The following is a 22,295-nucleotide window of genomic DNA, read 5'->3' as shown; positions in this document are numbered from 1 at the left end:
GCACGACCGGGCTCGAAACACCACGTCCTGACCGACGCCCGTGGCACCCCGTTGCGTGTGTCCCTGACCGGCGGTCACCGCAACGACGTCACCCAACTCCTGCCCCTGGTCGATGGGCTGCCGCCGGTGCGGGGCAAGCGGGGCCGACCCCGGCGCAAGCCCCGCGTGTTATATGCCGACCGCGGTTACGACCACGACATCTATCGCCGCCGACTGCGCGAGCGCGGGATCACACCGAAGATCGCCCGGCGCGGACAACCGCACGGCTCGGGCCTGGGTCGAGCCCGGTGGGTTGCCGAGTCCGCCATCGCCTGGCTCCACGGCCCCCGCCGGCTGCGGATCCGTTGGGAAGCACGCGATGACATGCACGACGCCTTCCTCCAGCTCGCCCACTGCATGACCCTCGCCCGCAAACACCCGGCTTTCTGAAAGCACCCCTAAGTGGCCGTGGATGTACAGCAGTTGGCCGAGTACTCAGGTTTGCCCGGCGATGTCCGCACCGATCAAACTGACCTGCCTTTCTGCTGGGGGTCCGGGGGTTATCCCCCGGGATGGCGCAGCAACCGCCTGGTCCGCCTTGCGCCCTCGTCCCGCGTCCGCCAGGATCCAGCGCCGGTGCAGCTCTACCAAGCGCCTGCGACGTCGCCCGGCAGACCCTGGCGAGTCCTGCTACCTCTACGGCTACCCTGCCGTCCGCTTCGGCGAGGCCCAGGTCGTGCCTCCGGTCATCGACGACTCGAAGCCGCAGGCGGTCGTCACGCTCCAGCCGGGCGAGTCCGGCTACGCCTCCGTGAACCTGTCCGCCACCGACGGCAGCGGCACGAACGGCGACACCGCGAAGTCCCTGACGGCCTGCTTCCAGGGCCGCTCCGGCAACGAGAGCGTCGGCGCGGGCGCTCACCCGTTGCTGCCCGCGAAGGGCGCGTACGTCGACGACTCGCTCAAGGTGACGTACTGGCAGCAGTCGATGGACGACGCCGTCAACTGGTGACGTCACAACGGCAAGAGGGCTCAGGTCACCGACCTGAGCCCTCGTCGCGTGTCTACTTGGTGGAGCTACTTGGTGAAGGCCGCGACACCGTTCGGGGTACCGAGGCCTGTCGGGCCGTCGTAACCCTTGCCCGCCTTGCACAGGTAGTCGCTGCAGGAGCCGTTGGCACCGTCGGTGACGTCGTTCAGCTTGTCCGGGTGGGCGTAGGGGTACGCAGCCGGAACGTCGTTGCCGGGAGTGCCCGCGAGGGCGTAGACGCCGGCGATGAACGGCGAGGAAGCGCTGGTGCCGCCGTACACGTTCCAGCCGCTGGCCTGGTAGGTGTCGTAGACGGCGAGCCCGGTGGCCGGGTCGGCGACGGCCGCGACGTCGGCGACGGCGCGCTTGGCGCAGCCGCTGTCCTTCTGCCAGGACGGCTTGGCGTCATACGCCGAGCAGCCCGAGCCCGCTCCCTCGCCGCCGGCGGAAGTGCCCCAGACGGACTCGGAGTAGCCGCGGGTGCTGCTGTCCTTCTTGAGCGAGGTGCCCCCGACGGCGGTGACGTACTGCGAGGCGGCCGGGTACTCGGTGCCGTAGCCGCTGTCGCCGGAGCTGACGGTGATGGCGACGCCAGGGTGCTTGAAGTACTGGTCGTCCGAGGTGGTGTCCGCGGCTTCCTCGCTGCCGCCGTAGCTGTTGGAGACGTACTTGGCGCCCTGCTTGACGGCCTGGTTCACGGCCGCGCCGAGGTCGTCCATGTTGGCGGACTTGGCCTCGACGAGGAGGATCTTGCACTGCGGGCAGGCCGCGCTGACCATGTCGACGTCGAGGGAGATCTCACCTGCCCAACCGGCGTCCGGGGCAGGGTAGTTGGTGCCGCCGTTCTGGTCGATCTTCTTGAAGCAGCCGTTGCCGGTGCTGCACTCCGACAGGCCGTACTGGGACCGGTAGGCCGCCAGGTCCTTCTCGGCGTTCGGGTCGTCGTTCGCGTCGACGATCGCGACTGTGGCGTCCTTGCCGCCGTCCTTGGGCAGGTTGTAGGCGGCCTGGAGGTCGGCCGGTCCGAAGCCCTTGGGGGTGTCGTGGCGGCCGAGGGACTTCTGCGACTTGAGGTCGGTGCGGACCTCCGCCTGGCACGCCATGTAGCCGGGCTTGCTCGGCTGCGAACACAGCCGGTGCGTGTGCACCGTGACGTCCGGGGACGATGCGGTGGTGGTCGTGGTCGCGAAGGCCGACGACTGCGCGGCGACGGCCAGGCCGCCGGTGATCAGCCCGGCGGCCGATAGCACTGCCGGTGCGCCGCGACGTATGAGGTTCCTTCTGCGGTGAGAACGCAATGAACTGCCCTCCGTGGGGGGATGGTTGGCTCCACGTCGGCGGCCGGAAGTGCCTGAAGAACACGTGGTGTCACGTGCATGACAAGCGGTTTCCCTTGGGGGTGGCCGGGCGGAGCCGTCTTTCGGGCATTCTGTTGGTGTGCCACCCCGGTCAGTGGTGGCTGAAGATGAGGTTATTGACGGTTTGCCGAAGAGAACAGCGCGAGTTGGTAAAACCTTGCCCACCAACTCCCCTGCGCCAGCAGGTACCTTGTGCAGCCATGGAGCTTGAAGACGGAACCATCAACGACCTGATGTCTCTGGGTCTGGCCCGGTACGAGGCACGGGTCTACCTGGCACTCGTCAGGCGTGGTTCCTACACGGCCGCCGAGGTCGCCCGGGAGGCCGACGTGCCGCGCCAACGCGTCTACGACGTGCTGGATGCGCTGGTACGGCGGCAGTTGGCCACCTCGCACCCCGGTCGTGTGGCCACGTACTCCGCGGTCACGCCCGAGTTGGCCCTCGCCCGGCTGATGGCGTTGCAACGCGAGTCCGTCGACCGCCTGGAGCGGGTCTCACAGGGGCTGGCCGGTGTGCTGCAGCCGCTGTGGTCCCTGGGGCGGGAGCACACCGATCCGCTGGACTACATCGAGATCCTGCGCGACCCGAAGGCGATCGCCGAACGTTTCGCCGACATCCAGCGGCAGGCGCAGCACGAACTTCTCACCTTCTGCAAACCGCCGTTCGTCGCCCCCGCCGAGAACACGGAGGGCATCACGGTGGTCCGCCGCCTCCACCGGGCGGGCGGCACCGTCCGGGCGATCTACCTCGACGAGGCCCTGGACGACCCCGACACGGTGGAGCACGTACGGCGCTTCGCCGCCGCGGGGGAGGAAGCACGCTTCGCCCCCGAACTGCCGCTGAAACTCGTCATAGCCGACGCCTCCCTCGTCCTATGCGACATGCCCGACCCGGTGGCCGGCGCCGGTTCCACCACCACCCTCTTCATTGAGCACCCGGCGCTCGCGGGCTGCCTGCGGCTGGCCTTCCACACTGTGTGGAAGGACGCTGCACCCGGGCCGTGACTGCGGACATCGCGAGGCGAAACTGAGTACCGCTACCGGGCTGTCCGCGAGGTGCATGCGAGCGGCCGCTTCATGATCAACGGCCAGTTCATCAAGCTCGGCCCACGACATGCCGGAAAGATCGTCACCGTCGTCATCGAGGACACCCACTACCGGATCTTGCACGGAGAGGACGAACTCGCGGTCAGGCCCAGCAAGAACCCCGGACCGATCACCAGGCTCACCAATTTCATTAGTCATCCCTAGTTTTGTGCATGTATGGTCGCGCGCGTGGAGTTGCTGCGTATGTCCAAGGCCGCGAAGCGTCTGGGGATTCACCCGATGACGCTTCGCCAGTGGGCTATCGACGGCAAGATCCCGTTCTCCTGGGTCGGCCGTGAGCGTCGGTTCTCCTCGGTCGATGTGGAGAACATGAAGCGCGGAAGCGGCTCGGCAACTTCCCGTCCGAGGCGGGAGGTTCTGTATGTGCGTGTCTCGGGATCGTCCGGGCAGGAGTCCTCGCTGGCCGCACAGGAGGAGGAGCTGCGGGCCACGTCCCGGGGCGAGGTCGTGAAAGTGGTCAAGGACCGTGGCTCTGGCCTGCGGGAGAACCGGCCTGGTCTGAATCGGGTGCTGGCGATAGTGTCCGACGGCTCGGTGAGTGTGGTGCGGGTGACGCATGAGGACCGTCTCGCGCGGTTCGGTGTGGGCTGGCTGAAGCGTCTGTTCGCCGTGTACGGCGTCACGCTCGAAGTGCTGCACCCGAAGAAGTCTGGCGGCCGGGATGAACTCCTCGAAGACTTCGTCTCGTTGGTCACCACGTTTGCGGGCCGTTTGTACGGAATGCGGTCGGCAGAGGCCCGCAAACGGCTACTCGCCGAGACCGGCCAGTGCGCTGAAGACGGTGGCGGCCGGTGAGCCGGAAGCTGCCGCTCGCCGACGGTGAGACCTCCCGCACCGCATGCGCGCGTGGCTCGTTGCGAACGGGCGTGGATGAGAGGACCGGTGAACTCCTGTCCGCCGCTGTGCTGGCGGAGCGTGTGGGCTGGTGCGCGGGCCTGGTGTCGGGCATGGTCGGTGCGCTGACCGTCGAACACTGGAACACCGCCGACGTGGACACCCTGGCATCCGGTGAGGACGCGGGGGGCAGGAAACTGCCGTCGAACGCGTGGATGGCGCTGCGTCGCCTCGGCTGGGCCGTGGAGCCGCCCGAGGGTGCCAAGGTCAACGATCGCGTCGTGCGGATGGCGCAGGAGCAGGCCGGGCGTGCCCTACGGTCGGCGAAGTGGCGCGCCGACCTGACGGCCGGTGTGCTCAAGACGTGGCCCGCCGATCCGGCGAAGCGGACCACGCGCGAGTGGGACGCGGTGCGCGAGGCGGTGCCCGGCGGCCAGTTCCTGCCGTCCAGCGTGATCAAGTCCCGTACCCGGCAGACTGCGGCGTTCGTCCGCAAGCACGGCCGGATGCCGGTCGATGTGTTCGAACTGGAACCCGCGCCCCGCCCCGCACACCTGCTGCTGCTCTCGGCGTGCGATGGGCAACAGGCCGCCATCGAACGCGCCGACGAACCCGGCCGCGCCCTGCTGCGGCTCCAACTGCCCACCCGCCCCGATCCGGCCTCGTACAAAGACTGGACCTGGGTCGCCTGCCCCATCTTGCTGCCGCCGACGGTCCCGGCCGGTGCGGTGCTGCACCTGCCCACCCTGCGTATCCCACCAGGGCCGGGTCCGGGCGGATCTCGCCTATACCCACGCCGTTCCCAGGACTTCCCGCACCGGTCACACGATCGCGCTGGGCGTGGACTGGGGCCTGAACACCCTGCTGTCCGCCGGTGCCGCACGCCTGCACGACGACGGCCGGATCACCGCCCTCGGCTCCGGTGGACAGTTCCGCGCCGCCGGGGTGCTGGCCAAACAGCACCGGCTCCGGAGCCTGTCCGAGCACCTGCACGCCAAGTCCGACCACTACCAGCGGCTCACGGGCGGCAACGAGCAGCATGCGCTGACCGCCAGGCACACGGTCCTGTCCGATGAGATCCGGCACGTCTGCGACCGGCGTTCCCACCTCAACGACGCCCTCGCGTGGGCTGCCGCACGCTGGACGGTGGATCAGGCCATCACCGCCTCGGCCACGGTGATCTACGTCGAAGACCTGCGGTCGATGGAAGCCAAGGGCATGGGCCGCACGATGAACACCCGCCTCTCCCAACAGGTGCGCGGGCAGATCGTGGCCCATATGCGCCACCTCGCCGCCGAAGCCGGGATCGCCGTCGTCACCGTCCCGGCGCGTGACACCTCCAAGCACTGCCCCCAATGCCTCACCCCACTGCGGCACCGCAAAGCCCCCGACCGGCCCACCACACCCGGATGGAAATGGGCCCTCTGCCCCTCCTGCCGGTGGCAGGGCGACCGCGACAACGGGGCGTGGCGGCGCATCGCCGCACGCGGTCTCACCCACCAGACCAAGACCGTCACCGACCGCGCCAGCGGCGCGATGGTGATCCGCACGGTGGTGGACAAGCTCGAAGCGGGTGCGGTCGTCACGCCGAGTACCGACAAGACCAGCCGGAACGACCGGTCCAAGACCGGCCCCACCCGGCACCGAGCCACACGTCCGACGCCCAGGCGACGTCGGACACCCTCCCCTGCCAGACCTTCGGGTCCGGCGGGCAAGCGTCCGGAGGGACACGCTCACACGGGCCGGACCCGGCTGCCCCGCGCAGCCCACCGGTACCAGGGCGTGACAACGATCAGCACACCCACCAACCGGCACCAGCCACGAGGAGCGGCACTGGGCGCGGGCTTCCACCTGCACGCCCACGCCACCCCTCCACGGTGGACAATCCCGTTGCCAGACACTACGTCTGACATGGGATCGCTTAGCTGATTAGAGACGCTTGTTGTCACTTCGCGTCGGAGCCTGGCTGTGCCAGGGGGGCGGTTCCGGCAACGCCGGTGCAGGCCAGTCACCTCGTACCGCACGATGTGTCGGGAGCCGATGGCAGACCGGATGCTGTCCCCGAAATCCAGCACGGTGTCCCGGCGTTCACCGCCGTTGGTCACAGGGCAGTGGCGGCGCGAACCAGCCCCGCGACCGCCGTTGAGCGGCTGTGTGGGGGCCAGGCGATGACCGTGGTGACGTGGGGGGCGTCGAGGACCGGTACGGCGGTGAGGTCCTCGCGCAGGCCGGTGCGGCCCGACTCCGGCACGACCGCGCAGGCGCGGCCGAGGGCGATGAGCTGGGTGAGTTGCGTGTGGTCGCGCACCTGCGGTCCGGGGCCGTCCGGGAAGGTGCCGTCAGGGCGAGGCCAGCGGGGCAGGGGCAGGTCGGGAAGGTCGGTGACCTCGGCGAGCCGCACGTGGGGGCGGGCGCTGAGAGGGTGGCCCGCCGGGAGGATCGCGACCTGACCCTCGCAGTGCAGGTCCTCGGTGTCGAAGCCGGCCGTGTCGTCGAATGGCCGATGCAGCAGGGCTACGTCGGCCCGGCCGTCGTGCAGGAACCGTGCCTGCTCGCCCGGCCCGCACAGCGCGACGTCCACGGCGACGGCGCCGGGCTCGGCGGCGTAGGCGTCGAGGAGTTTCGCCAGCAGTTCACCGGAGGCGCCCGCCTTCGCGGCCAGGACCACGGCGGGGCGGCCGGTCGCCGCGAGGGCGGCCCGGCGGGTGCGCCGTTCGGCGGCCTCGACGGCGTCCAGCGCCGCCCGCGCCTCCCGCAGCAGCACCGCCCCTGCCCCGGTCAGGGCGACACCCCGGCTGCCGCGCTCCAGCAGGAGGGTGCCCAGGCGCCGTTCGAGCCCGCCGATCGCCCGCGACAGCGGGGGTTGGGCGATCCCGAGCCGCTGCGCGGCCCGGCCGAAGTGCAGCTCTTCGGCGACGGCGACGAAGTACCGCAGCTCACGTGTCTCCACTGCGCCAGCCTAACCGGGACGGCCAGGAGCGATACCCGGGCGGTATCGCCGTCCACCCAGTCGGTCTTGGACGCCCTGCCCGGCGGGGGAGAAGTATCGATGTCATGAGTGAGACGAACACCGTGAACCACCACAAGGTCGCGCTGGTGACCGGGGCCAACAAGGGCATCGGGTACGAGATCGCCGCCGGGCTCGGCGCCCTCGGCTGGTCCGTCGGAATCGGCGCGCGGAACGAGGAGCGGCGCGAGGCCGCTGTGGATAAGCTGCGCGCGGCTGGAGCCGACGCGTTCGGCGTGCCGCTGGATGTGACCGACGACGCCAGCGTGACAGCGGCGGCTCGGCTGATGGAGGAGCGGGCCGGGCGGCTCGACGCGCTCGTCAACAATGCGGGGATCACCGGCGGTGGACCGCAGGAGCCCACCACGGTCGACGTGAACCGGGTACGGGCGGCCGTGGAGACCAACGTGATCGGCGTCATCCGCGTCACCAACGCCCTGCTCCCTCTGCTGCGCCGCTCGCCGTCGCCGCGGATTGTGAACGTCTCCAGCAGCGTCGGCTCCCTCACACTCCAGACCACGCCTGGCGCCGAGACGGGCCCCATCGCCATCGCCTACGCTCCGTCGAAGACGTTCCTCAACGCCGTCACCGTGCAGTACGCCAAGGAACTGGCCGACACCCACATCCTGATCAACGCCGTCTGCCCCGGCTTCACGGCGACCGACCTCAACGGCTTCCGGGGAGTGCGCACCCCCCAGCAGGGCGCAGCCGCCGCGATCCGGCTGGCCACCGTATCGGCCGACGGGCCGACGGGCCGCTTCTTCGACGACGAGGGAGAGGTGCCCTGGTGACGCGCTTCCGGTTCGCGCCACCCCGGGGAGATGGCGCATCCGCGTCCTCGTGACCGGCGCCGTCACGCTATGTCGGTACGGCCGTCGAGCCCGAGCCGCCGGCGGACCACGAGGTGAGGGATCGAAAGGGTGGACCGTGCACGCCGCGCTCTCTACCGGAGAGCGCCTTTCGCTTTCGGGAGCGATGATGGTGACCCAGGCCAGCAGCGGTCCTGCGTATGCGAACTCGTACGCCGAGCGACATACGACCGGCTCCGGCGGTGGCGTCCCGCTGCCGGGGCAGGATGCGCCGTCGCTCCCGGACACCGAGGGCCTGGCCGCGGCGGACATCCGCAAGCTCTCCAAGTTCCTCTTCGCTCGCCTCGGTGAGCTCGAAGAAGGCACCCCCGAGTACCCCTACGTGCGCAACTGTCTCGTGGAGATCAACCTCAACCTCGTGCAGTACGCCGCCAAGCGGCTGCGCTCGCGCCATGAGTCGCACGAGGATGTCATGCAGGTCGGCACGATCGGTCTGATCAAGGCCATCAACCGCTTCGAACTGCACAGGGGTGGGGAGTTCACCTGCTTCGCTCTGCCGACCATCATCGGCGAGATCAAACGCTTCTTCCGCGACACCACCTGGGCCGTGCATGTTCCGCGCCGCCTGCAGGAGATGCGCCTTGACCTGACGGCGGCCACCACCGCGCTGGAGCAGGCCAACGGCAAGCCGCCGACCACCGCCGAGCTCGCCGAGTACCTGGACCTGGACGAGGCCGAGGTCGCCGAAGGACTGACTGCCGCCAATGGCTACAGCGCCGCCTCCCTGGACTTTCCGGCCGACGGCGTGGACTCCGACGACACGCTGTCCGACGACATCGGCTACCAGGACCCTCAACTCGCCAAGGTCGAAGACCTCCACGCCCTCAAGCCGCTCATCGCCGACCTCCCCGACCGCGAACGCAAGGTCCTTGCGCTCCGGTTCGTCGCCGACAAGAGGCAGAGCGAGATCGGCCAGGAACTCGGCATCTCCCATATGCACGTCTCCCGCCTTCTGGCCCGCACCCTCAACCGTCTCCACGCCAAGCTCACAGCCCCGCGGTAGACCCAGGCGCGCGTCGGCGCAGCCCCGGTGGCGCAGCGCAGCCCGTGGAGACCTCCACATTGCTCGGCGGCAGGCGTCCGGCGGACCGGGCAGCGAGGATTCTGTAGTGGCAGCGACGGGCCCTGCCGGATCAGCGAGTGAAGCACCGCGTGCATAGGGGCTGTGCTCTGGGCGAGTTGGCGGGCCAAAGCGACACGGTCTGAGTCTGGCAACTGCAACATGGCCTTCAGGCCGCGGACGTTGGGTTCGCTGATTCGGCGGCGCGGCGGTGTTCGGCGTTGATGCGTTGGGCTTCTTCGAGTTGGTCTTCGAGGATGACGATGCGGCAGGCTGCCTCGATGGGGGTGCCGTGGTCGACGAGTTCCCGCGCGCGGGCGGCGATGCGCAGTTGGTAGCGGGAGTAGCGGCGGTGGCCGCCTTCGGAGCGCAGTGGGGTGATGAGGCGGGCTTCGCCGATGGCGCGGAGGAAGCCCTGGGTGGTGCCGAGCACTTCGGCGGCCCGGCCCATGGTGTAGGCGGGGTAGTCGTCGTCATCGAGACGGCCGTACGAGTCGTCTGCTGTCATTGCACCTCTCTGTGGAACGCGTGGAGGGGCCCTGGCGCCATTGGCGCCAGGGCCCCGAAGGAACTGCTACACCATCTGCCGGCCCTGGTACTGCGCCGGCCTGCTGTGTCCGCATGCCCACCTGGGAGAGGACGGGGAATGCGGGGATCGCGGTTGCTTGACCGAAGACCACCTCACTATCGATGTCCTGCGGTACCCGGGCTCAAGACTTCTGTCCGGGCGATCCTGATGGCGCTCGGCCCCTCCGTTCTTCCCTCGGTGTTCTACTTACCAAACGGGGGACTACGTACTGCTGGTACAGCTCTACTGCTACTGCACTGTGCTGGTGATGCGGACTGCTCAGTGGCCTGCGACAGCGCCACTCTTCGGCAGCCAGCCCCGTCGCCCGTCCTGCGTCTGCTCTGGCTTAGAACCCCACTGCCGAACTTCCCGGTGCGCGCGTCCGCAGCCGACGCCTTCACCGAGGTGCTGCTCACTGACTTCACTGCTGGGTACTGCGAACTGCACTTACGGGTACTGCACTTGCGTCAACTGCGGACTTGCTCACGGCGGCCCCTGATCACTGCGGGCCACCCGGTCCGGTTGTCAGTCCCGTCGCCGTCCTGCAACAACCCTGGCTTCGCGACTCCACCACCGCACCGTCCTGCGCACTGCAACTGCGGGTACTGCTGGCCGGCAGTTCGTCTCTGCCAGGCCCCGTTGATCTCGGCTACGAGAGAAACCCTAACCACACCACCACCCAATGTCTACTCCAGCAAACATAGATTTCCGCGCGTCCGCAGATGGGGTAATCGACCTCGATCACCCGCTGCCGTCTACCGACAGTGCCCCCGCAGAGCAGGGCAAACGCGGCGCGCACCGGCGCGGGCGGCCCGCGCACCGACACGGTGTCCCCGACGAACACCGGCCGGCGGGGACGTCGGCCCAGTTCCAGTGCCTTCGACGGGTTCGGGCGCCGGTTTGCCGCGGTCGACGTCGTCGGCGCTCGAGGTGGCCGCGATGGCGTCGTCCGCGTCGGTTGCGCGCCGCAGCGCCGGCAGTTCCCTCAGGGCGAGGGTCCTGTTGGACGACTCTCTGCATGAGCTCGTAGCGGGGGTTGACGACACTCGCGATGGACATGAGTGCTGATCTTGGTGGGCAGTCTGATCTTGCTGCGTGCACGACGACACGGTGTGCACGAGGTGGAGGTGTGGCGTGCTCATCGTCGACGCCGATGTCGTCTGCGTGGAACGCCAGCTGCGGGCAGGTGAGTTGACGTGTCCTGCGTGCGAGGCCGTGCTTGCGCCTGGGGAGACGGCCGGCCGCGGGAAGTTCGTGGTGATCTCGGGTCCCGGTTGTCCGTACGTCCTCGTCGTTCACGCTGTACGGGCTGCCAGGTCACGCATGTGCTGCTGCCGGAGGTGTTGTGGCCGCGGCGGTCGGATGCGGGTGAGGTGATCGGGGCCGGGCTGGAGATAGTGGCCCTGGGCAGGCCCGATACCGGCCTTGATCACCATGTCGGGTCAGAGTGCGTGAGCGAGCCGATCGGTATCCAGCTCCAGTGGACGCTTAAGGGTGAGCAGGTCGCGTGACTGCCTACGGTGGACGCAGACGCTGAAAAGGCGATAGCGAGGCACCCGAAGAAGAGCAGCGCCAGACACATCGGGGCCCTGGAGGGAGCGGGGACTGCCAGGGCCCCGACGGGCGGGGAAGGCGTGGCGATCACGATACGAGTTCAGACGCTGTCACATTCCGCGCCACGCTGGCTCATCCCTGAATCCGAAGGCCCAGAGCCGTCGCCCCAGCGGTTCTCGTTCCCGGGGCTGTCCAGGACCGCGGGCCGGCGCGGTTACCCTGGCCCATGCAATTGCTAGGGCGTCTCTGATGGGTTGGCGTGCCTGCGGTGCCTGGTCGAAACTTGCGGATCGGTTGTCCTCGCTGCTGTGGTTGAGGCGGCGGCCATCGGTCTCGGCAGCACAAACGTGTGCCTGCGGGACCGAAGGGCGGCGAGGCCGAAGGCCAGTCCTCCGGCGATGAACCAGGGGTTCCAGAGGGCCAGCGTCCAGGCCCGCTGCGCCTCGTTCACCGAGGTGTCCAGGTGCGTCGTGTCGGTCAGCAGCAGTACCTCGATACCGATGCCCCGGACCAGCAGGAGGGCACTGACGCCCCATCCCAGCCACCTTGCCAGCAGAGCGGGAACACCCCAGCACCTGGGCCGGGCAAGCAGCCATGCCAGCAAGGCGCCGAGGAGACAGAGCGCACCCACACCCCACAAACCGGCCAGGACGAACCACAGCGGGCGCTCGGCGGCCAGCGGACCGGCAGAGATGCTCAGCCCCACATCACCGCCGACAGCCCAGTAGAAATGCAACCCGGCGAACGCGGCCGCCCACAAGCACGCGATACGCCCCCACAGCGTGGACGGTTCTGCACCTGTTCCCTCCGGTTCGCGACTCACCGCCGGCCCTCGAGGCCATCTCGCCCGTCAGCACACGGGCCGTCCGCTTCCTGTGGCAACACGATGAACGCGGTGCCCTTGGTCAGGTCAACGCTGGAGCGGGGCGGTGCACCGTCGCCCTCGTCGTCCCGCCGCAGCAGCTCCACCCGCCGCTGCTCCAGTTCCACCGTCTTGTTTCCGTTCACCACCGCCGTGAATTCATCGAAGGCGATGTTCGACAACGAGCGCCCCGTGCGCCTGTGCAGCCACGGGATCAAGCCCAGTCCCGTGAACCAACGCCACACGCTCTCCACCAGGGCGAACAAGGCCAGCAGACACGCGAATGCCGGGAACGACATGAGCCAGATCGTCACAGATGGCCCCCCATCGTCCTCAACACAGTTGCACTCGTCTCGCGGATTGCCATGGGATCACTGTTCTGGATCCGCGGTGCGCAGGGATCAGACCGGCGTACGATCCGCTTCCCCCATGCGGCGGAGGCGCCGCCATGGAGGTCCACCGCATGGTGGAGGGTGTGGGGCGTGGTGACCTGGCTGAGTGTCCCTGGAGGACTACGAGTGGCCGCACGAGGATTTCGAGCACACGGCCAGGGAAGCAGGTTTCACCACCGTCCAGTGGTCACCGGTCCGCACCCCGCCGCCCGACAAGGAGCGTGACGAGGCGTTCTGGCGGGCGTCCCCGACCTACCCGGTCAGCACACTCATGACGTGCACTGAGCCTCGCGCCGTTCTTCCCGGCTGATCATGGCCGGAGCCAGAGCCGGATCGCGACGACGGTGACGCTGCCGTGGAAGACGTACGGACTGCAGGACCTCGATCATCTGCGGCGCGTCACCCCACTGCCCCGGCGTGATCACGAACGCGAGCGGGCGTCGACCTCCCTCGCTCACAAGATGCATCTTCGAAGTGAAGCCCCCGCGTGAACGACTCCGTTGGGAAAGGGACGAACTACCGGCCGGGAAGCCTCGGGGCGTGAACCTGTTAGGTTGATTGATCCACTTCCGGTCTGCAGGCGAGCTTCGCTGCCCTTGCGCGAGGTTTCTCATACAGGCCAACTGAAGTGCATGCCTGGGCCGTTGGCCTCAGGGAAGCTGGTCGCACGAAGACCCCTGGACGGAGGGAAGGCCATGCGACGACTTCGGTTCAACGGCACCGGCTCCGGCGGCGGTGGTTGCCGGGTGTACACGAAGACCTCGTCACCGGGGAAGTCATCGTCCATGGCCCGCCCCTCGCGGACCCCGGCGACCTTGCGCAGCTGCAGCACTTCGACGATGGCGAGGTGGCTGTGGTGGTGCCGGGCAACACGCTGGTCGACTTCGGGCCGCGCGACGAAAATCCGCGCCTCATCAACACTGCGGACGAGCACTTGGCCGGCGCCTCCGCCGATCAGCTGCTCGCCGAGGCCGAGCAGCGGCTGGGCCGCCCCTGCACCCGCATCGAGCGCACCGGCCGCGTCGAGCGGGAAGTCGTCGCTGCCGAGGGCGCGGACCTGCTCATCCTGGCCCGCGACGGCGACCGCAGCCACCTGGGCCCGCGCAGCCTCGGGCCCGCCAGCCGCTTCATCGTCGACCACGCGCCCTGCCCCGTCCTGCTGGTCTGGCCCGAGCACGCGCCCGGCATCGCCCCCATTCCGCCCCCACCGCCACACCCACCGCACCACCGATAACAGCAGGCACCGGGTGCCGGACTATCCGCCGCGTCAAAGCGGCATCTCCGCACCGATGTTCCGGTCGGTCCGGTTCATCAGAGGAGCACTCGATCGGAGCCGGTGTCCGCGAGGAGTCGTGCGGTCTGCGGGGACGGGTAGTGCAGTCGCAGGGACGTGTGAGTCTCCGCGGCGTGCCGCGACGCGTCGAGGAAGACGCGCAGGCCGCTGGTGTCGCAGAGGCCGACGGTGGTCAGGTCGACGTCGATGGTGGTGATGCCGTCATACAGGCACCGCTCCAGGGCGGTCCGCACCTGGGGCGCGGTGACCGGGTCGATCTCGCCGGCCAGGGTAATCAGTGCTCGCGTGCCCCGGTCGTGCCGGTAGATGTTCAGCTGCGGAAGAGTCATGATGCCTCGGTTCATGGGCCCCGGCCGCCACTCGCAGATTCGATGGCCTGGTGACGGAAACCGGCTGGTCACCTGTGGTGAGTGGTACGGCTGCGTCGGCGGCGCGGCGGGAAGCGGCCACGGCCCTCGTCGCGGTGGTCCCGCCGCTCGCCGGAGGTCGGCGCCTCGGACCGGCCGGGTTCCACGGGAGGTAGCGGCATACCGCGTCCGCGACGGCCGGGCAGGGCGGCGCTGTAGCGGTGCACGGCGATTCTGTCGGCGTGCTCGATGTTGAGCCGGTGGATCACGTAGGCCGCCGCTGCGATGAGGACGATGAAGGCGGCGGCCGTCAGGAAGGCGTTCATGGCGGCCGCCTCACATACCGACGATCAGGCGACTGGGCCGACTGGGCCGACTGGGCCGACTGGGCGGACCGGGCTGGTCCGGGACGGCCGCGGACACCGCGGAGGCGCCGCCCTCGTATTCCCATGCCTCGTCCGGGTCCAGTGGCTCGTCGGTCGCGGCGACGCCGTGCCGGGCCTCGTCCGCGGCGATGAGCGCGCTCGCGGTCAGGGGCGGGCCGTCGTAGTCGGACGCGGCAGCCATCAGCCGGGCCGCCGACTCCGCTCCGGTTTCGGGCGGGATGATCAGCAGGTCCCAGCGGCCGGTGCCGTAGGAGAGCAGCAGCAGCTTGTGCGGGTCGATTTCCGGGGTGAACCAGCCGACCTTGACGTTGTGGCCGTCCACGGGAACCTGGCGCGGGATGACCGGCCAGTATTTCGGGTTGACGGCGATGCGGGTGATGCGGCCCCACAAGGGGTCCAACACGTCCGTCAGCGCGGGCAGTTCGCTCAGCAGGTCTCGGGAGCGGGGCCACCAGGCACCGTCGAGGAGGCCACGGGAGGTGCCGTCCGTCTTCAGGGCGAGACGCGCGGCCGGGGTTGCGACGGGCTCGGGGTGCGGCAGGGTTGGGTGCAAGGTCGCCGACATGATGCGGGCCCGTCTCCGGGCCGCCTCTGCGGGGCCCGGGTTTTATCTCTCGCCGAGAACGACCCGGCGTGGAAGCCGGTGTGCGAAATGCCCTCGGTACTGTCGACACTACTCCGCGCTCGGCCGCGACGCGGAGTAGTGGCCGCCTAGATGTGGAGCAGTCTCTGGGTGATCTCCCGGTACTGCCTCAGCGCGTGCCGAAGGTCGTCGGAGGGTGCGTCGGGGTTCTGGTCCTGCCAGCCGGCGCGCAGAAGACGCCGTCGTTCCGCGAGGGCGTTCACGATCTGGGCGGTGGCTTCGTCGTAGGCGCTCTCGGCCTCTTCCAGCGCCTCGAACGGGGTGTCGGCGAAGGTGTTGAGGGCGTGCCGGAGGCGCTGGACGATCTTGTCCTGTTCGTCCGACGGGAGCAGCGGCTCCGGGCTCGGGCTGCGGCGTCCGGCCGGCCCCGGAGTCTGGCCGGCGGACTGCCGGGCGCGTGTCTGGTCGTACATCATCGGGGGCCGCTTCCGTTCCGCCTGAAGGCGTCCTTGGTCTTCTCGATGGCCTGTTTCAGGCTTCCGGAGACGCGGTCGTTCCTGCCTCGGCGTTGCAGTCGCCTGTTGCGGGTGACCCGGCCGAGCTCTTGCGTGCTCCTGCCCTTCATCGTCTGCGCCTGGTTCCTGATGCTCCGTGCAACGGTCATGGCCGGCCTCGCTGTTGTCCGGTGGGTGGGTTCTCGCGGGGACTGGGCGAGGCGGAATGGCGGAATGTTTCGCCGTGTGTTCCGAAGTTGCATGGCCCGGCACCCTGCGGCCTTCCGCGTCCGGCGACGGTCCGTGTCAACGCGGTGGCCACGCGTCCGGGTTGCCTCGTTACGGCCGGGACGGTGGCGCATATGTTCGCATCGACGCGGCCAGCCGGTCGGGCCGTCCGGTGTCGGCGTCGTGCGATGTGGAGGGGGCCTCGACCTGTTCCGCCGTCATGAGAGCGGTCGCGGTCGACTGCGGGGCGGTGCTCGCGCTCGCGGCGGCCATCAGCCGGGCGGCCGAGGGGGCGGTGGCCTCCGGAGGTATCACCAGGAGGTCCCAGCGGCCCGACGTTCCGGACAGCAGCAGGATCTTGTGCGGGTCCAGCTCCGTGGTGAACCAACCGACCTTCACCACATGGCCGTTGACGAAAATCCGTTGCGGGATGACCGGCCAGTAGCGGGGGTTGACGGCGATACGGGTGATCCGTCCCCACAGCGGGTCCAGTACGTCGGCCAGCGCGGGCAGTTCGTGGCTCAGGTCACGGGAGCGGGGCCACCAGGCGCCGTCCAGCTCGACCTGTCCCGGGGAGGGGCCCACGGATTTGAGGGCGAGGCGTGCGGTCGGGGCCCTGAAGGGCACGGCGCGCGGCGAGGGATGGTCGGTGATCGCGGACATCGTGCGAACCCGTCTCCGAACCCCTGCGCCTGAGCAGTTGCCCGGTGCCGTTGCTCACCAGGAACGACACCGGTATCGGGGCCGGTGCGCGAAGTGCTCCCGATGGGTTCACGCTACTCCCCGAAGCCGCCGAACGGACCGCTCCCGGAGATCCCCTCACTTCCGGCGGCCGTCCTGGCCCGAGGAGCGGCTGGTCTCCAGCCAGGACCGCGCCGGTTCTGCCGCGCTGGTGGTGTCCACAGTGAGCTCGAGGCGGGTCCCTCCCTCGGCGTCCGCGGGATAGCTGCGCTGTTCTGTGGTGGCGAAGCAGTGACGGAGAACCTCCGCGACCCGGCGGGCGACCTCGGGGGAGGCGGCGACGATACGTACGTCGGCGTGTCCGTCCGGGGGAGTTTCCCTGGGCTGCATAACGACCGTTCCCCCTTGGGCATGGATCCGTGGACTGGATCTTTCACCCTACTCCGGCCCGTGTGACCAGCGAGCTTTCCGACTGCTGCGGGCCGCGGAGTACCGTGACACGAGGAAGTCACTCCGTATCTCTCGCAGACAGGCGAGTGTCATGTCCGACTCCGGCTCCCCGCGTGTGACCAGGCTCCTGCCGGACGCCGTCCACCAGGCGGTGAAGCCGGGGACGGCTGTCGTACGGCTACAGACCACGCATGACCGGCGGGGCGTTCTCGATGGTGCGTAGTGGCCGTGCTCCCGTGATATCGCAGCCGAGCTTCCCGCCCTGATCTCCGCACTGACCGAGTACCTCGGGCCGCTCACGCGCGTCGGCCTGGACGCCGGAGCCTGGGACGCGCTGCCGACGCGACTGCTCGTCGACGACCGCATCGTCCATATCGACTCCTTCCCGGTCGGCGACGACACCGTCCTCGTCACCCGGGGCGATCAGGACCACTTCTCCCTCCTCGTCATCCCGCCGCACGCGACGCCCGAGGCGGCACGCACCGCGATGGCCGAAGCCGTCCGCGCCGACAACATCACGCAAGCCGAACAGATCCTCATCGACACCGGTACCGACCGGGCAGCGCCGAAGACTTGACGCCGGTCAGCCGAGGCGGCCGTTGTGCCAGTCCGGTGCCGGTGCCGGGATGACCGTGCTGTCGAAGGCGCCGGAGATGATCTGTGCCGCGAGCTCGGACAGGCGCAGGTGACGGGCGCGTGCGTACGTCCGGAACGCTGCGAAGGCGGCGTCGACGGGGGTGTTCCAGCGTTCCGCCAGGACGCCCTTGACCTGCTCGATCAGGACGCGGCTGGTCAGCGCGGTCTCCAGTTGGCTGTTCTCGACGTGCGACTGTTCCAGGGTGCGCTGCTGGAGGATCGCGATGGTGGCGACGTCGGCGAGTGCCTGGGCGAGCGCGATGTCGTCGTCGCCGAGACGCTCCGGTGTGGCCTGGAAGAGGCTGAGCGCACCGACGACCCGGCTGCGCAGGCGCAGCGGGATGGCGTGTGTGCTCACATACCCCGTCTCGCGTGCGCGTGCGGCGAAGCGCGGCCAGCCCACGGTCGGCTCCGGGCGCGTCAGGTCGATGTTGGTCCGGGCGGTGCCGCTGCGGTAGCACTCCACGCATGGGCCCTGGTCTTGCTGAAGGGCGAACAGCTCCAGCAGGCGGGTGCGTTCGTCCGACGCGGCGATGATCTGCAGTTCACCGTACGCGTCGGCGAGCAGGATCCCGGCCGCCGACACGTCGAGCAGCTCGACGCAGCGCGCGGACAGCCGCTGCAGCAAGTCGATGACGTCGAAGTCCTCGACGAGGGAGTCCGCCACCTCCACGAAGATCTCGGACAGACGTCATTCGCGGGCCATGCCGATCAACCCTTTCCACCGTCGGGCGAATACGGCCCGCTCACATCGTCGTCGAATTCGTCGCTGAAGCGGAGCCTGCTGGCGACCACGTCCTCCGCCACCTCCCCGAGGGGATGGCCGTAGGCGTGGCCCGCAGACGCAACAGGGCCTCCTCCATGGATACGCCCAGCTGGACGCTGACCATTCCCGTTGCCTGGTGCACGACCGCTCGGCGCAGTACAGACGGCTGCTGCAGGGACATGTCGAAGCCGTGCACGCCTCCGTCCTCGCTGCGATTTCCCCGCTCAGGAACGCGCTGGTCAGCGCGGCCGTCAGGGCGATGGCGTCCGCGTACTGCTGCTGGCTCAGCTGCCGGTTCCCGTCGCACAGCACGGTCAGTACCCCTATGCGGATGGCGCCGATGGCCAGCGGGAAGCAGCACACCCCGTGCACGCCCAGCTCGCGCGCGGCGGGCAGCAGCGCGGGCCACCGCGCGGAGCGCACCCGGTCCAGGTCCGGCTCCAGGATGGGCGAACCGGTGCGGACCACCTCGGGTCCAGGCCCCTCGCCGAGCGTGAACTGGAGCTCCTCGAATCGCCCGCTGAGGCCGGGGTGATACCACAGCGGCTCGGCCGACCGCTCGGGGCCGACCAGCAGCGACAGCGTGACACCCGCGGCGCCCAGCGCCCGCGCGCCCGCCTGGGCCGGGTCGCCGACCCGGCCCAGGTGCAGCGACCGCAGGACCTCGGCCATGCCGTCGCTGATCACCGTTCTGCGTTCCACGGCGGCTGCTGCACGTCGGGGGGAGGCGCCGCTTGGCCTGCGCCGTACATTACGTGGCCCGGCATGCCGTCGCAGGGTCCGCGGGCACGTCCTGCCAGGCGTCCTGGGCACTGGCGTACCGCGGGAAACGCTCCAGCAGACCCGCGGCCCGGAACACGAGACTTGCGCCTGGCCGGTTGTGCACGACACGCACCCATCCGAGCCGCTCATGACAGTCCTCCCACGTCGCGCACAGGGGGGCCAGGACGCTGCCGTCCATGAACGTGACACCGCGCAGATCGACGATGAGGAACAGCCGCCCGCTGCCGTGCCGGGCGTCTTCCAGATCACGAGCGAAGGCCGGCACGGTTGTCAAGTCCAACTCGCCACCGGCCGTGACCACACGCAACTCGTCGAACAGGTCGGGATGCGGGCCCATGCGCCCCATCTCCTCTGTCGGTGGAGTGGCTTTCGCCTTGCGCAGAGCCTCAGTTGCGCGGAACGGAACTGCACGGAGAGGGCCGGGGTCACGGGCGGCCGTATGACGAGCGTACAGCCGTGGAGAGATCGGCCCCGCCCCTTCTCCAGGTATCCACACGGCTCGGCTGGGTGCACGACGTGCGCTGGCCGACTCCGGCCCGCGTCGACCCCCGCCGCGCCTGACATCAACCACTTATCTCCGTACGGCAGTTGGCGGAGTTCTCATGACCACTGCGCTGCAACCCGGGCTTCCCTCCCATCCCCTCCTGCGTCTGCGCCTGGCGCCTCGCGGTGGCATGCCCTGCCCCGTCGACGGAGCGTGGTGGCCCCGTTCGTCCGACCTTCTCCCCGAACTCCCCCGGTTGCTCGCCGGGCTGCCGCGCGCGGGGCCACATCATCTGCGTCACGGTCAACGGGGCGACGTGGTCCGCGGTGCCCGGCCGGATGCTCGTCTCCAACCAGGTCGTACGGCTGCACCGGGCCCTCACGGCATCCGCCGCGCACACCATCGTCCTGCCCTCGCCCGGCCAGGGGGCGCTGGGATGATCTGCGGGGCCGTGCCGCCGGATACGGCCGAGGAGGCCGCGGAACCGCTCATGGCGGCCGCGGTGGACGGTCAGGCGTGACGCGACGCGCTGCCTACCGCCCGGCTGCGCCGGGGGGGAGGAGGTTCCGTGTGCTGTGCCTCGAACCAGTGGAGCGGGCGTGTCGCGGCAACGACCAGGATCAGCAGGGCACTGACGGCCAAGGCAGTGACCACGGCGGTCACATCCCCACGATGCTCTGCTGAATCCAGGCAGGGACGCATGGGGCTGTTCCTCTGTTGACCGTACGGTCCGTTCGGCCTTGCGCTTGCCGTGAACCCTATCCATGCTGGTCACGCCGCATATTGGTACTCGCGCAGGATGCCGCCGAGCCGTTCGTGTCGACGTATGTCGAGGCGGGTGATCTTCTCCGGATCGGCGATGGGTGCGGGCAGCGGACGCAGCGGGGCGGCGTTCGCGATGCCCTGATGGGGCCGATGGCCGTTGTAGAACAGTTCGAACTCCCGCAGGGCGTGGAGCAGATGGCGCTGGTTCCAGATCAAGGTCCGGTCCAGCAGCTCGCGGCGGCAGGTCTGCACCCACCTCTCCATGATCGAGTTCATCCGCGGCATCCGGACGCCGCTGAGCACGACCTCGATCCCCGCATCTGCGAGGACGGTGTCGAACAGGTGAGGGAACTTCCCGTCCCGATCCCGGATGAGGAAACGGGCTTGGCAACCCGCGTCATCGAGGTCCATGACCAGATTCCTTGCGGCCTGCGCCACCCAGGAAGCGGTCGGGTGTGCGGTCGCACCCAAGACCCGGATCCGTCGGTTGGCGTGCTCGATCACTGTGAACACGTATATCCGTGCCCCAGACAATGTGACCGTTTCGAAGAAGTCGCACGCGAGCAGGGCCTCGGCCTGGGAGCGCAGGAAGTCCGCCCAGGTGCTGGAGGAGCGCTCGGGTGCCGGGTCGACCCCGGCCTCCTTCAAGATCTCCCATACCGTGGAGGCGGCCACCTTTACCCCCAGGACGAGCAGCTCACCGTGGACGCGCCGATACCCCCAGCTGGGATTCTCCCGAGCCAGGCGCAACACCAGGGCACGGACGGAGCGCACGGTGCGCGGCCGGCCTGGGCGCTTCGGCCTGGACGCCTGCGCGTGCCGACGTCTGACCAGGTTGCGGTGCCAACGCAGCACCGTGTCCGGGCGCACCAGCAGCCGCCACCTCCGCACAACGTCCAAGGGCAGCCGGTACAGCAGCGCCGCTAGGAGCGCCCGGTCGCTCGGAGCGAACCGCACCTTCCCTGTGCCGAGTTGGCGCTCCAGCACCGTGATCTGATGGCGCAGGGCGAGGATCTCCGCGTCCTTGTCCCGATCGCTCATCGGCAGCAGGCGCAGCGTGGCGAACGCGTTCACCACGCCCAGGTAGGTCAGTCGCAGCAGCACGGTCGATCATCATGCTGCGTTAATCGCCAGCCGCGCGAGAATGCCGACTCCCGCGGCCTCGGTCGACATCCACTGCACCCACACACCCGCTCCACCAGCGCGGATGAGATTTTCGGCAAGGGCAGGGCTGGTGGCCGCGATCCGCACCGTCTTCCTCGGCGCGGCCTGGCAAAGGTGCCGCGTTCACTTCGTCCGCGACGTCTTCGCGGTGATCGAAAAGGGCTCGGGAGAGATGGTGGCGGCCATCATCCGCACCATCTTCGCGCAGACCACCGCCGCGGCTGTCCGCACCCAGCTGGATGTGGTGGCCGATATGCTCGGACGACAGTTCCCACAGGTCAAGAAGATGCTGCTGGATGCCGCAGCGGACATCACGGCGTTTGCGGACTTCCCGCCGGCGCACTGGAAGAAGATCTGGTCGACCAACCCGCTGGAACGACTCAACCGGGAGATCAAACGAAGGGCCGACGTCGTCCAGGTCTTTCCCAACCCCGCCGCCCTGGACCGACTCGCTGCCGCGGTCCTGGCCGAACTCCACGACGAATGGCAGGTCTTCGACCGCCGCTACCTCTCCGAAGCCTCCATGGCCGAGCTCTTCACCACCAAGCCGACCCCGCCCGAACCACAGATCACCCCACAACCGGAACCGAAACAGCTGCCGTGACTACACCATCC

General features: G+C 69.1%; 27 protein-coding genes and 5 pseudogenes. 14 read left to right on the top strand and 18 right to left on the bottom strand.

Annotated features, from left to right (window positions below; genetic code table 11):
• Together ACIBK0_RS42755 and ACIBK0_RS42750 are read left to right on the top strand one after the other, a co-directional pair.
• Positions 1 to 429: IS5 family transposase (locus ACIBK0_RS42755; protein WP_399092820.1), on the top strand; the 429-nt coding region annotated here is incomplete at its 5' end.
• Positions 430 to 664: 235 nt separating this feature from the next.
• A pseudogene (locus ACIBK0_RS42750) lies at positions 665 to 991 on the top strand (DUF4232 domain-containing protein); the annotation flags it as partial.
• A gap of 65 nt (positions 992 to 1,056) precedes the next feature.
• On the opposite strand, the gene ACIBK0_RS42745 reads toward ACIBK0_RS42750, so the two are convergent.
• A complete protein-coding gene (locus ACIBK0_RS42745) occupies positions 1,057 to 2,259 on the bottom strand; it encodes a peptidase S8 (RefSeq protein WP_399092817.1) in 1,203 nt (400 codons plus the stop codon).
• A gap of 308 nt (positions 2,260 to 2,567) precedes the next feature.
• Here ACIBK0_RS42745 and ACIBK0_RS42740 point away from each other — a divergent pair, with 308 nt between their 5' ends.
• The 3 genes from ACIBK0_RS42740 (at position 2,568) to ACIBK0_RS42730 (ending at position 4,268) form a co-directional block, all read left to right on the top strand.
• Positions 2,568 to 3,371, top strand: coding sequence for a TrmB family transcriptional regulator (locus ACIBK0_RS42740; RefSeq protein WP_399092814.1), 804 nt, complete (start codon positions 2,568 to 2,570; stop codon positions 3,369 to 3,371).
• A gap of 72 nt (positions 3,372 to 3,443) precedes the next feature.
• Positions 3,444 to 3,617: a hypothetical protein gene (locus tag ACIBK0_RS42735; protein ID WP_399092811.1), complete on the top strand. Its 174-nt coding sequence runs from the start codon at positions 3,444 to 3,446 to the stop codon at positions 3,615 to 3,617.
• Positions 3,618 to 3,641: 24 nt separating this feature from the next.
• Positions 3,642 to 4,268: an IS607 family transposase gene (locus ACIBK0_RS42730; RefSeq protein WP_399092808.1), complete on the top strand. Its 627-nt coding sequence runs from the start codon at positions 3,642 to 3,644 to the stop codon at positions 4,266 to 4,268.
• Between the two features lie 353 nt (positions 4,269 to 4,621).
• On the opposite strand, the gene ACIBK0_RS42725 is transcribed toward ACIBK0_RS42730, so the two are convergent.
• Complete coding sequence (locus ACIBK0_RS42725) at positions 4,622 to 4,945, bottom strand: hypothetical protein (protein ID WP_399092805.1); 324 nt, start codon at positions 4,943 to 4,945, stop codon at positions 4,622 to 4,624.
• Between the two features lie 202 nt (positions 4,946 to 5,147).
• On the opposite strand from ACIBK0_RS42725, the gene ACIBK0_RS42720 reads away from it, so the two are divergent.
• A complete protein-coding gene (locus ACIBK0_RS42720) occupies positions 5,148 to 6,236 on the top strand; it encodes a zinc ribbon domain-containing protein (RefSeq protein ID WP_399092802.1) in 1,089 nt (362 codons plus the stop codon).
• 172 nt (positions 6,237 to 6,408) lie between these two features.
• Here ACIBK0_RS42720 and ACIBK0_RS42715 read toward each other — a convergent pair whose 3' ends face one another.
• On the bottom strand, positions 6,409 to 7,257 hold the full coding sequence (locus tag ACIBK0_RS42715) for a LysR family transcriptional regulator (RefSeq protein ID WP_399092799.1): 849 nt from the start codon (positions 7,255 to 7,257) through the stop codon (positions 6,409 to 6,411).
• A gap of 104 nt (positions 7,258 to 7,361) precedes the next feature.
• On the opposite strand from ACIBK0_RS42715, the gene ACIBK0_RS42710 reads away from it, so the two are divergent.
• Together ACIBK0_RS42710 and ACIBK0_RS42705 are read left to right on the top strand one after the other, a co-directional pair.
• Positions 7,362 to 8,105 (top strand): SDR family oxidoreductase, encoded by a 744-nt coding sequence (locus tag ACIBK0_RS42710; protein WP_037766211.1) that lies wholly within the window; start codon positions 7,362 to 7,364, stop codon positions 8,103 to 8,105.
• A gap of 184 nt (positions 8,106 to 8,289) precedes the next feature.
• Positions 8,290 to 9,186, top strand: a complete 897-nt coding sequence (locus ACIBK0_RS42705) for a SigB/SigF/SigG family RNA polymerase sigma factor (RefSeq protein ID WP_399092796.1) — start codon at positions 8,290 to 8,292, stop codon at positions 9,184 to 9,186.
• Positions 9,187 to 9,412: 226 nt separating this feature from the next.
• Here the strand turns inward: ACIBK0_RS42705 and ACIBK0_RS42700 are convergent, their stop codons facing one another.
• The gene (locus ACIBK0_RS42700; protein WP_399092793.1) at positions 9,413 to 9,751 is read right to left on the bottom strand and encodes a MerR family transcriptional regulator; all 339 of its coding nucleotides are present in this window, start codon (positions 9,749 to 9,751) and stop codon (positions 9,413 to 9,415) included.
• A gap of 826 nt (positions 9,752 to 10,577) precedes the next feature.
• Positions 10,578 to 10,794: pseudogene (locus tag ACIBK0_RS42695) on the bottom strand (HAD family hydrolase); the annotation flags it as partial.
• A 213-nt stretch (positions 10,795 to 11,007) separates the two neighbouring features.
• Between ACIBK0_RS42695 and ACIBK0_RS42690 the strand changes: the two are divergent.
• Positions 11,008 to 11,322 carry a DUF6431 domain-containing protein gene (locus ACIBK0_RS42690; RefSeq protein ID WP_399092790.1) on the top strand — a complete coding sequence of 105 codons (315 nt, stop codon included), beginning with the start codon at positions 11,008 to 11,010 and terminating at the stop codon, positions 11,320 to 11,322.
• A gap of 278 nt (positions 11,323 to 11,600) precedes the next feature.
• Here ACIBK0_RS42690 and ACIBK0_RS42685 read toward each other — a convergent pair whose 3' ends face one another.
• Together ACIBK0_RS42685 and ACIBK0_RS42680 are read right to left on the bottom strand one after the other, a co-directional pair.
• Positions 11,601 to 12,188 (bottom strand): DUF3995 domain-containing protein, encoded by a 588-nt coding sequence (locus ACIBK0_RS42685; protein ID WP_399092787.1) that lies wholly within the window; start codon positions 12,186 to 12,188, stop codon positions 11,601 to 11,603.
• The gene (locus tag ACIBK0_RS42680) at positions 12,185 to 12,541 is read right to left on the bottom strand and encodes a DUF6191 domain-containing protein (protein ID WP_399092784.1); all 357 of its coding nucleotides are present in this window, start codon (positions 12,539 to 12,541) and stop codon (positions 12,185 to 12,187) included. The genes ACIBK0_RS42685 and ACIBK0_RS42680 overlap by 4 nt, the downstream gene beginning before the upstream one ends.
• 184 nt (positions 12,542 to 12,725) lie before the next feature.
• Between ACIBK0_RS42680 and ACIBK0_RS42675 the strand changes: the two genes are divergently transcribed.
• Positions 12,726 to 12,929 carry a hypothetical protein gene (locus tag ACIBK0_RS42675; RefSeq protein WP_399092841.1) on the top strand — a complete coding sequence of 68 codons (204 nt, stop codon included), beginning with the start codon at positions 12,726 to 12,728 and terminating at the stop codon, positions 12,927 to 12,929.
• 43 nt (positions 12,930 to 12,972) lie between these two features.
• Here ACIBK0_RS42675 and ACIBK0_RS42670 read toward each other — a convergent pair.
• Positions 12,973 to 13,113, bottom strand: a pseudogene (locus tag ACIBK0_RS42670) (IS5/IS1182 family transposase); the annotation flags it as partial.
• 245 nt (positions 13,114 to 13,358) lie between these two features.
• Here ACIBK0_RS42670 and ACIBK0_RS42665 point away from each other — a divergent pair.
• Positions 13,359 to 13,853, top strand: coding sequence for a universal stress protein (locus tag ACIBK0_RS42665; RefSeq protein WP_399092781.1), 495 nt, complete (start codon positions 13,359 to 13,361; stop codon positions 13,851 to 13,853).
• A gap of 77 nt (positions 13,854 to 13,930) precedes the next feature.
• On the opposite strand, the gene ACIBK0_RS42660 is transcribed toward ACIBK0_RS42665, so the two are convergent.
• The 6 genes from ACIBK0_RS42660 to ACIBK0_RS42635 all read right to left on the bottom strand — a co-directional run bounded on the left by ACIBK0_RS42660 (position 13,931) and on the right by ACIBK0_RS42635 (position 17,022).
• Entirely contained in the window at positions 13,931 to 14,242 is a 312-nt protein-coding gene (locus tag ACIBK0_RS42660; RefSeq protein WP_358800446.1) for an STAS domain-containing protein, read from the bottom strand.
• A 68-nt stretch (positions 14,243 to 14,310) separates the two neighbouring features.
• Positions 14,311 to 14,586, bottom strand: a complete 276-nt coding sequence (locus tag ACIBK0_RS42655) for a hypothetical protein (protein ID WP_399092778.1) — start codon at positions 14,584 to 14,586, stop codon at positions 14,311 to 14,313.
• A gap of 10 nt (positions 14,587 to 14,596) precedes the next feature.
• Entirely contained in the window at positions 14,597 to 15,199 is a 603-nt protein-coding gene (locus ACIBK0_RS42650; protein WP_399092775.1) for a DUF5994 family protein, read from the bottom strand.
• A gap of 158 nt (positions 15,200 to 15,357) precedes the next feature.
• Entirely contained in the window at positions 15,358 to 15,705 is a 348-nt protein-coding gene (locus tag ACIBK0_RS42645; RefSeq protein WP_399092772.1) for a hypothetical protein, read from the bottom strand.
• A gap of 357 nt (positions 15,706 to 16,062) precedes the next feature.
• The gene (locus ACIBK0_RS42640; protein WP_399092769.1) at positions 16,063 to 16,614 is read right to left on the bottom strand and encodes a DUF5994 family protein; all 552 of its coding nucleotides are present in this window, start codon (positions 16,612 to 16,614) and stop codon (positions 16,063 to 16,065) included.
• A gap of 156 nt (positions 16,615 to 16,770) precedes the next feature.
• Entirely contained in the window at positions 16,771 to 17,022 is a 252-nt protein-coding gene (locus ACIBK0_RS42635; protein ID WP_399092766.1) for a hypothetical protein, read from the bottom strand.
• A 151-nt stretch (positions 17,023 to 17,173) separates the two neighbouring features.
• Between ACIBK0_RS42635 and ACIBK0_RS42630 the strand changes: the two are divergent.
• Positions 17,174 to 17,659, top strand: a pseudogene (locus ACIBK0_RS42630) (DUF5994 family protein).
• Positions 17,660 to 17,665: 6 nt separating this feature from the next.
• Here ACIBK0_RS42630 and ACIBK0_RS42625 read toward each other — a convergent pair.
• The 3 genes from ACIBK0_RS42625 to ACIBK0_RS42615 are packed head-to-tail and all read right to left on the bottom strand — an operon-like array spanning position 17,666 to position 19,604.
• Positions 17,666 to 18,406, bottom strand: a complete 741-nt coding sequence (locus ACIBK0_RS42625) for a GAF domain-containing protein (protein ID WP_399092838.1) — start codon at positions 18,404 to 18,406, stop codon at positions 17,666 to 17,668.
• A 3-nt stretch (positions 18,407 to 18,409) separates the two neighbouring features.
• Positions 18,410 to 19,186 (bottom strand): hypothetical protein, encoded by a 777-nt coding sequence (locus tag ACIBK0_RS42620; protein ID WP_399092763.1) that lies wholly within the window; start codon positions 19,184 to 19,186, stop codon positions 18,410 to 18,412.
• Positions 19,187 to 19,235: 49 nt separating this feature from the next.
• Positions 19,236 to 19,604 carry an STAS domain-containing protein gene (locus ACIBK0_RS42615; protein WP_399092760.1) on the bottom strand — a complete coding sequence of 123 codons (369 nt, stop codon included), beginning with the start codon at positions 19,602 to 19,604 and terminating at the stop codon, positions 19,236 to 19,238.
• A gap of 265 nt (positions 19,605 to 19,869) precedes the next feature.
• Between ACIBK0_RS42615 and ACIBK0_RS42610 the strand changes: the two genes are divergently transcribed.
• A complete protein-coding gene (locus ACIBK0_RS42610; RefSeq protein WP_399092757.1) occupies positions 19,870 to 20,271 on the top strand; it encodes a DUF5994 family protein in 402 nt (133 codons plus the stop codon).
• 251 nt (positions 20,272 to 20,522) lie between these two features.
• Here ACIBK0_RS42610 and ACIBK0_RS42605 read toward each other — a convergent pair whose 3' ends face one another.
• Positions 20,523 to 21,620, bottom strand: a complete 1,098-nt coding sequence (locus ACIBK0_RS42605) for an integrase core domain-containing protein (RefSeq protein ID WP_399092754.1) — start codon at positions 21,618 to 21,620, stop codon at positions 20,523 to 20,525.
• Between the two features lie 115 nt (positions 21,621 to 21,735).
• On the opposite strand from ACIBK0_RS42605, the pseudogene ACIBK0_RS42600 reads away from it, so the two are divergent.
• Positions 21,736 to 22,284, top strand: a pseudogene (locus ACIBK0_RS42600) (transposase); the annotation flags it as partial.
• Between the last annotated feature and the right edge of the window lie 11 nt (positions 22,285 to 22,295).

The organism is Streptomyces sp. NPDC050564 (assembly GCF_044457265.1).
In the GTDB taxonomy this organism is placed as follows: domain Bacteria; phylum Actinomycetota; class Actinomycetes; order Streptomycetales; family Streptomycetaceae; genus Streptomyces.
This window is presented reverse-complemented; position numbering and strand designations above follow the sequence as displayed.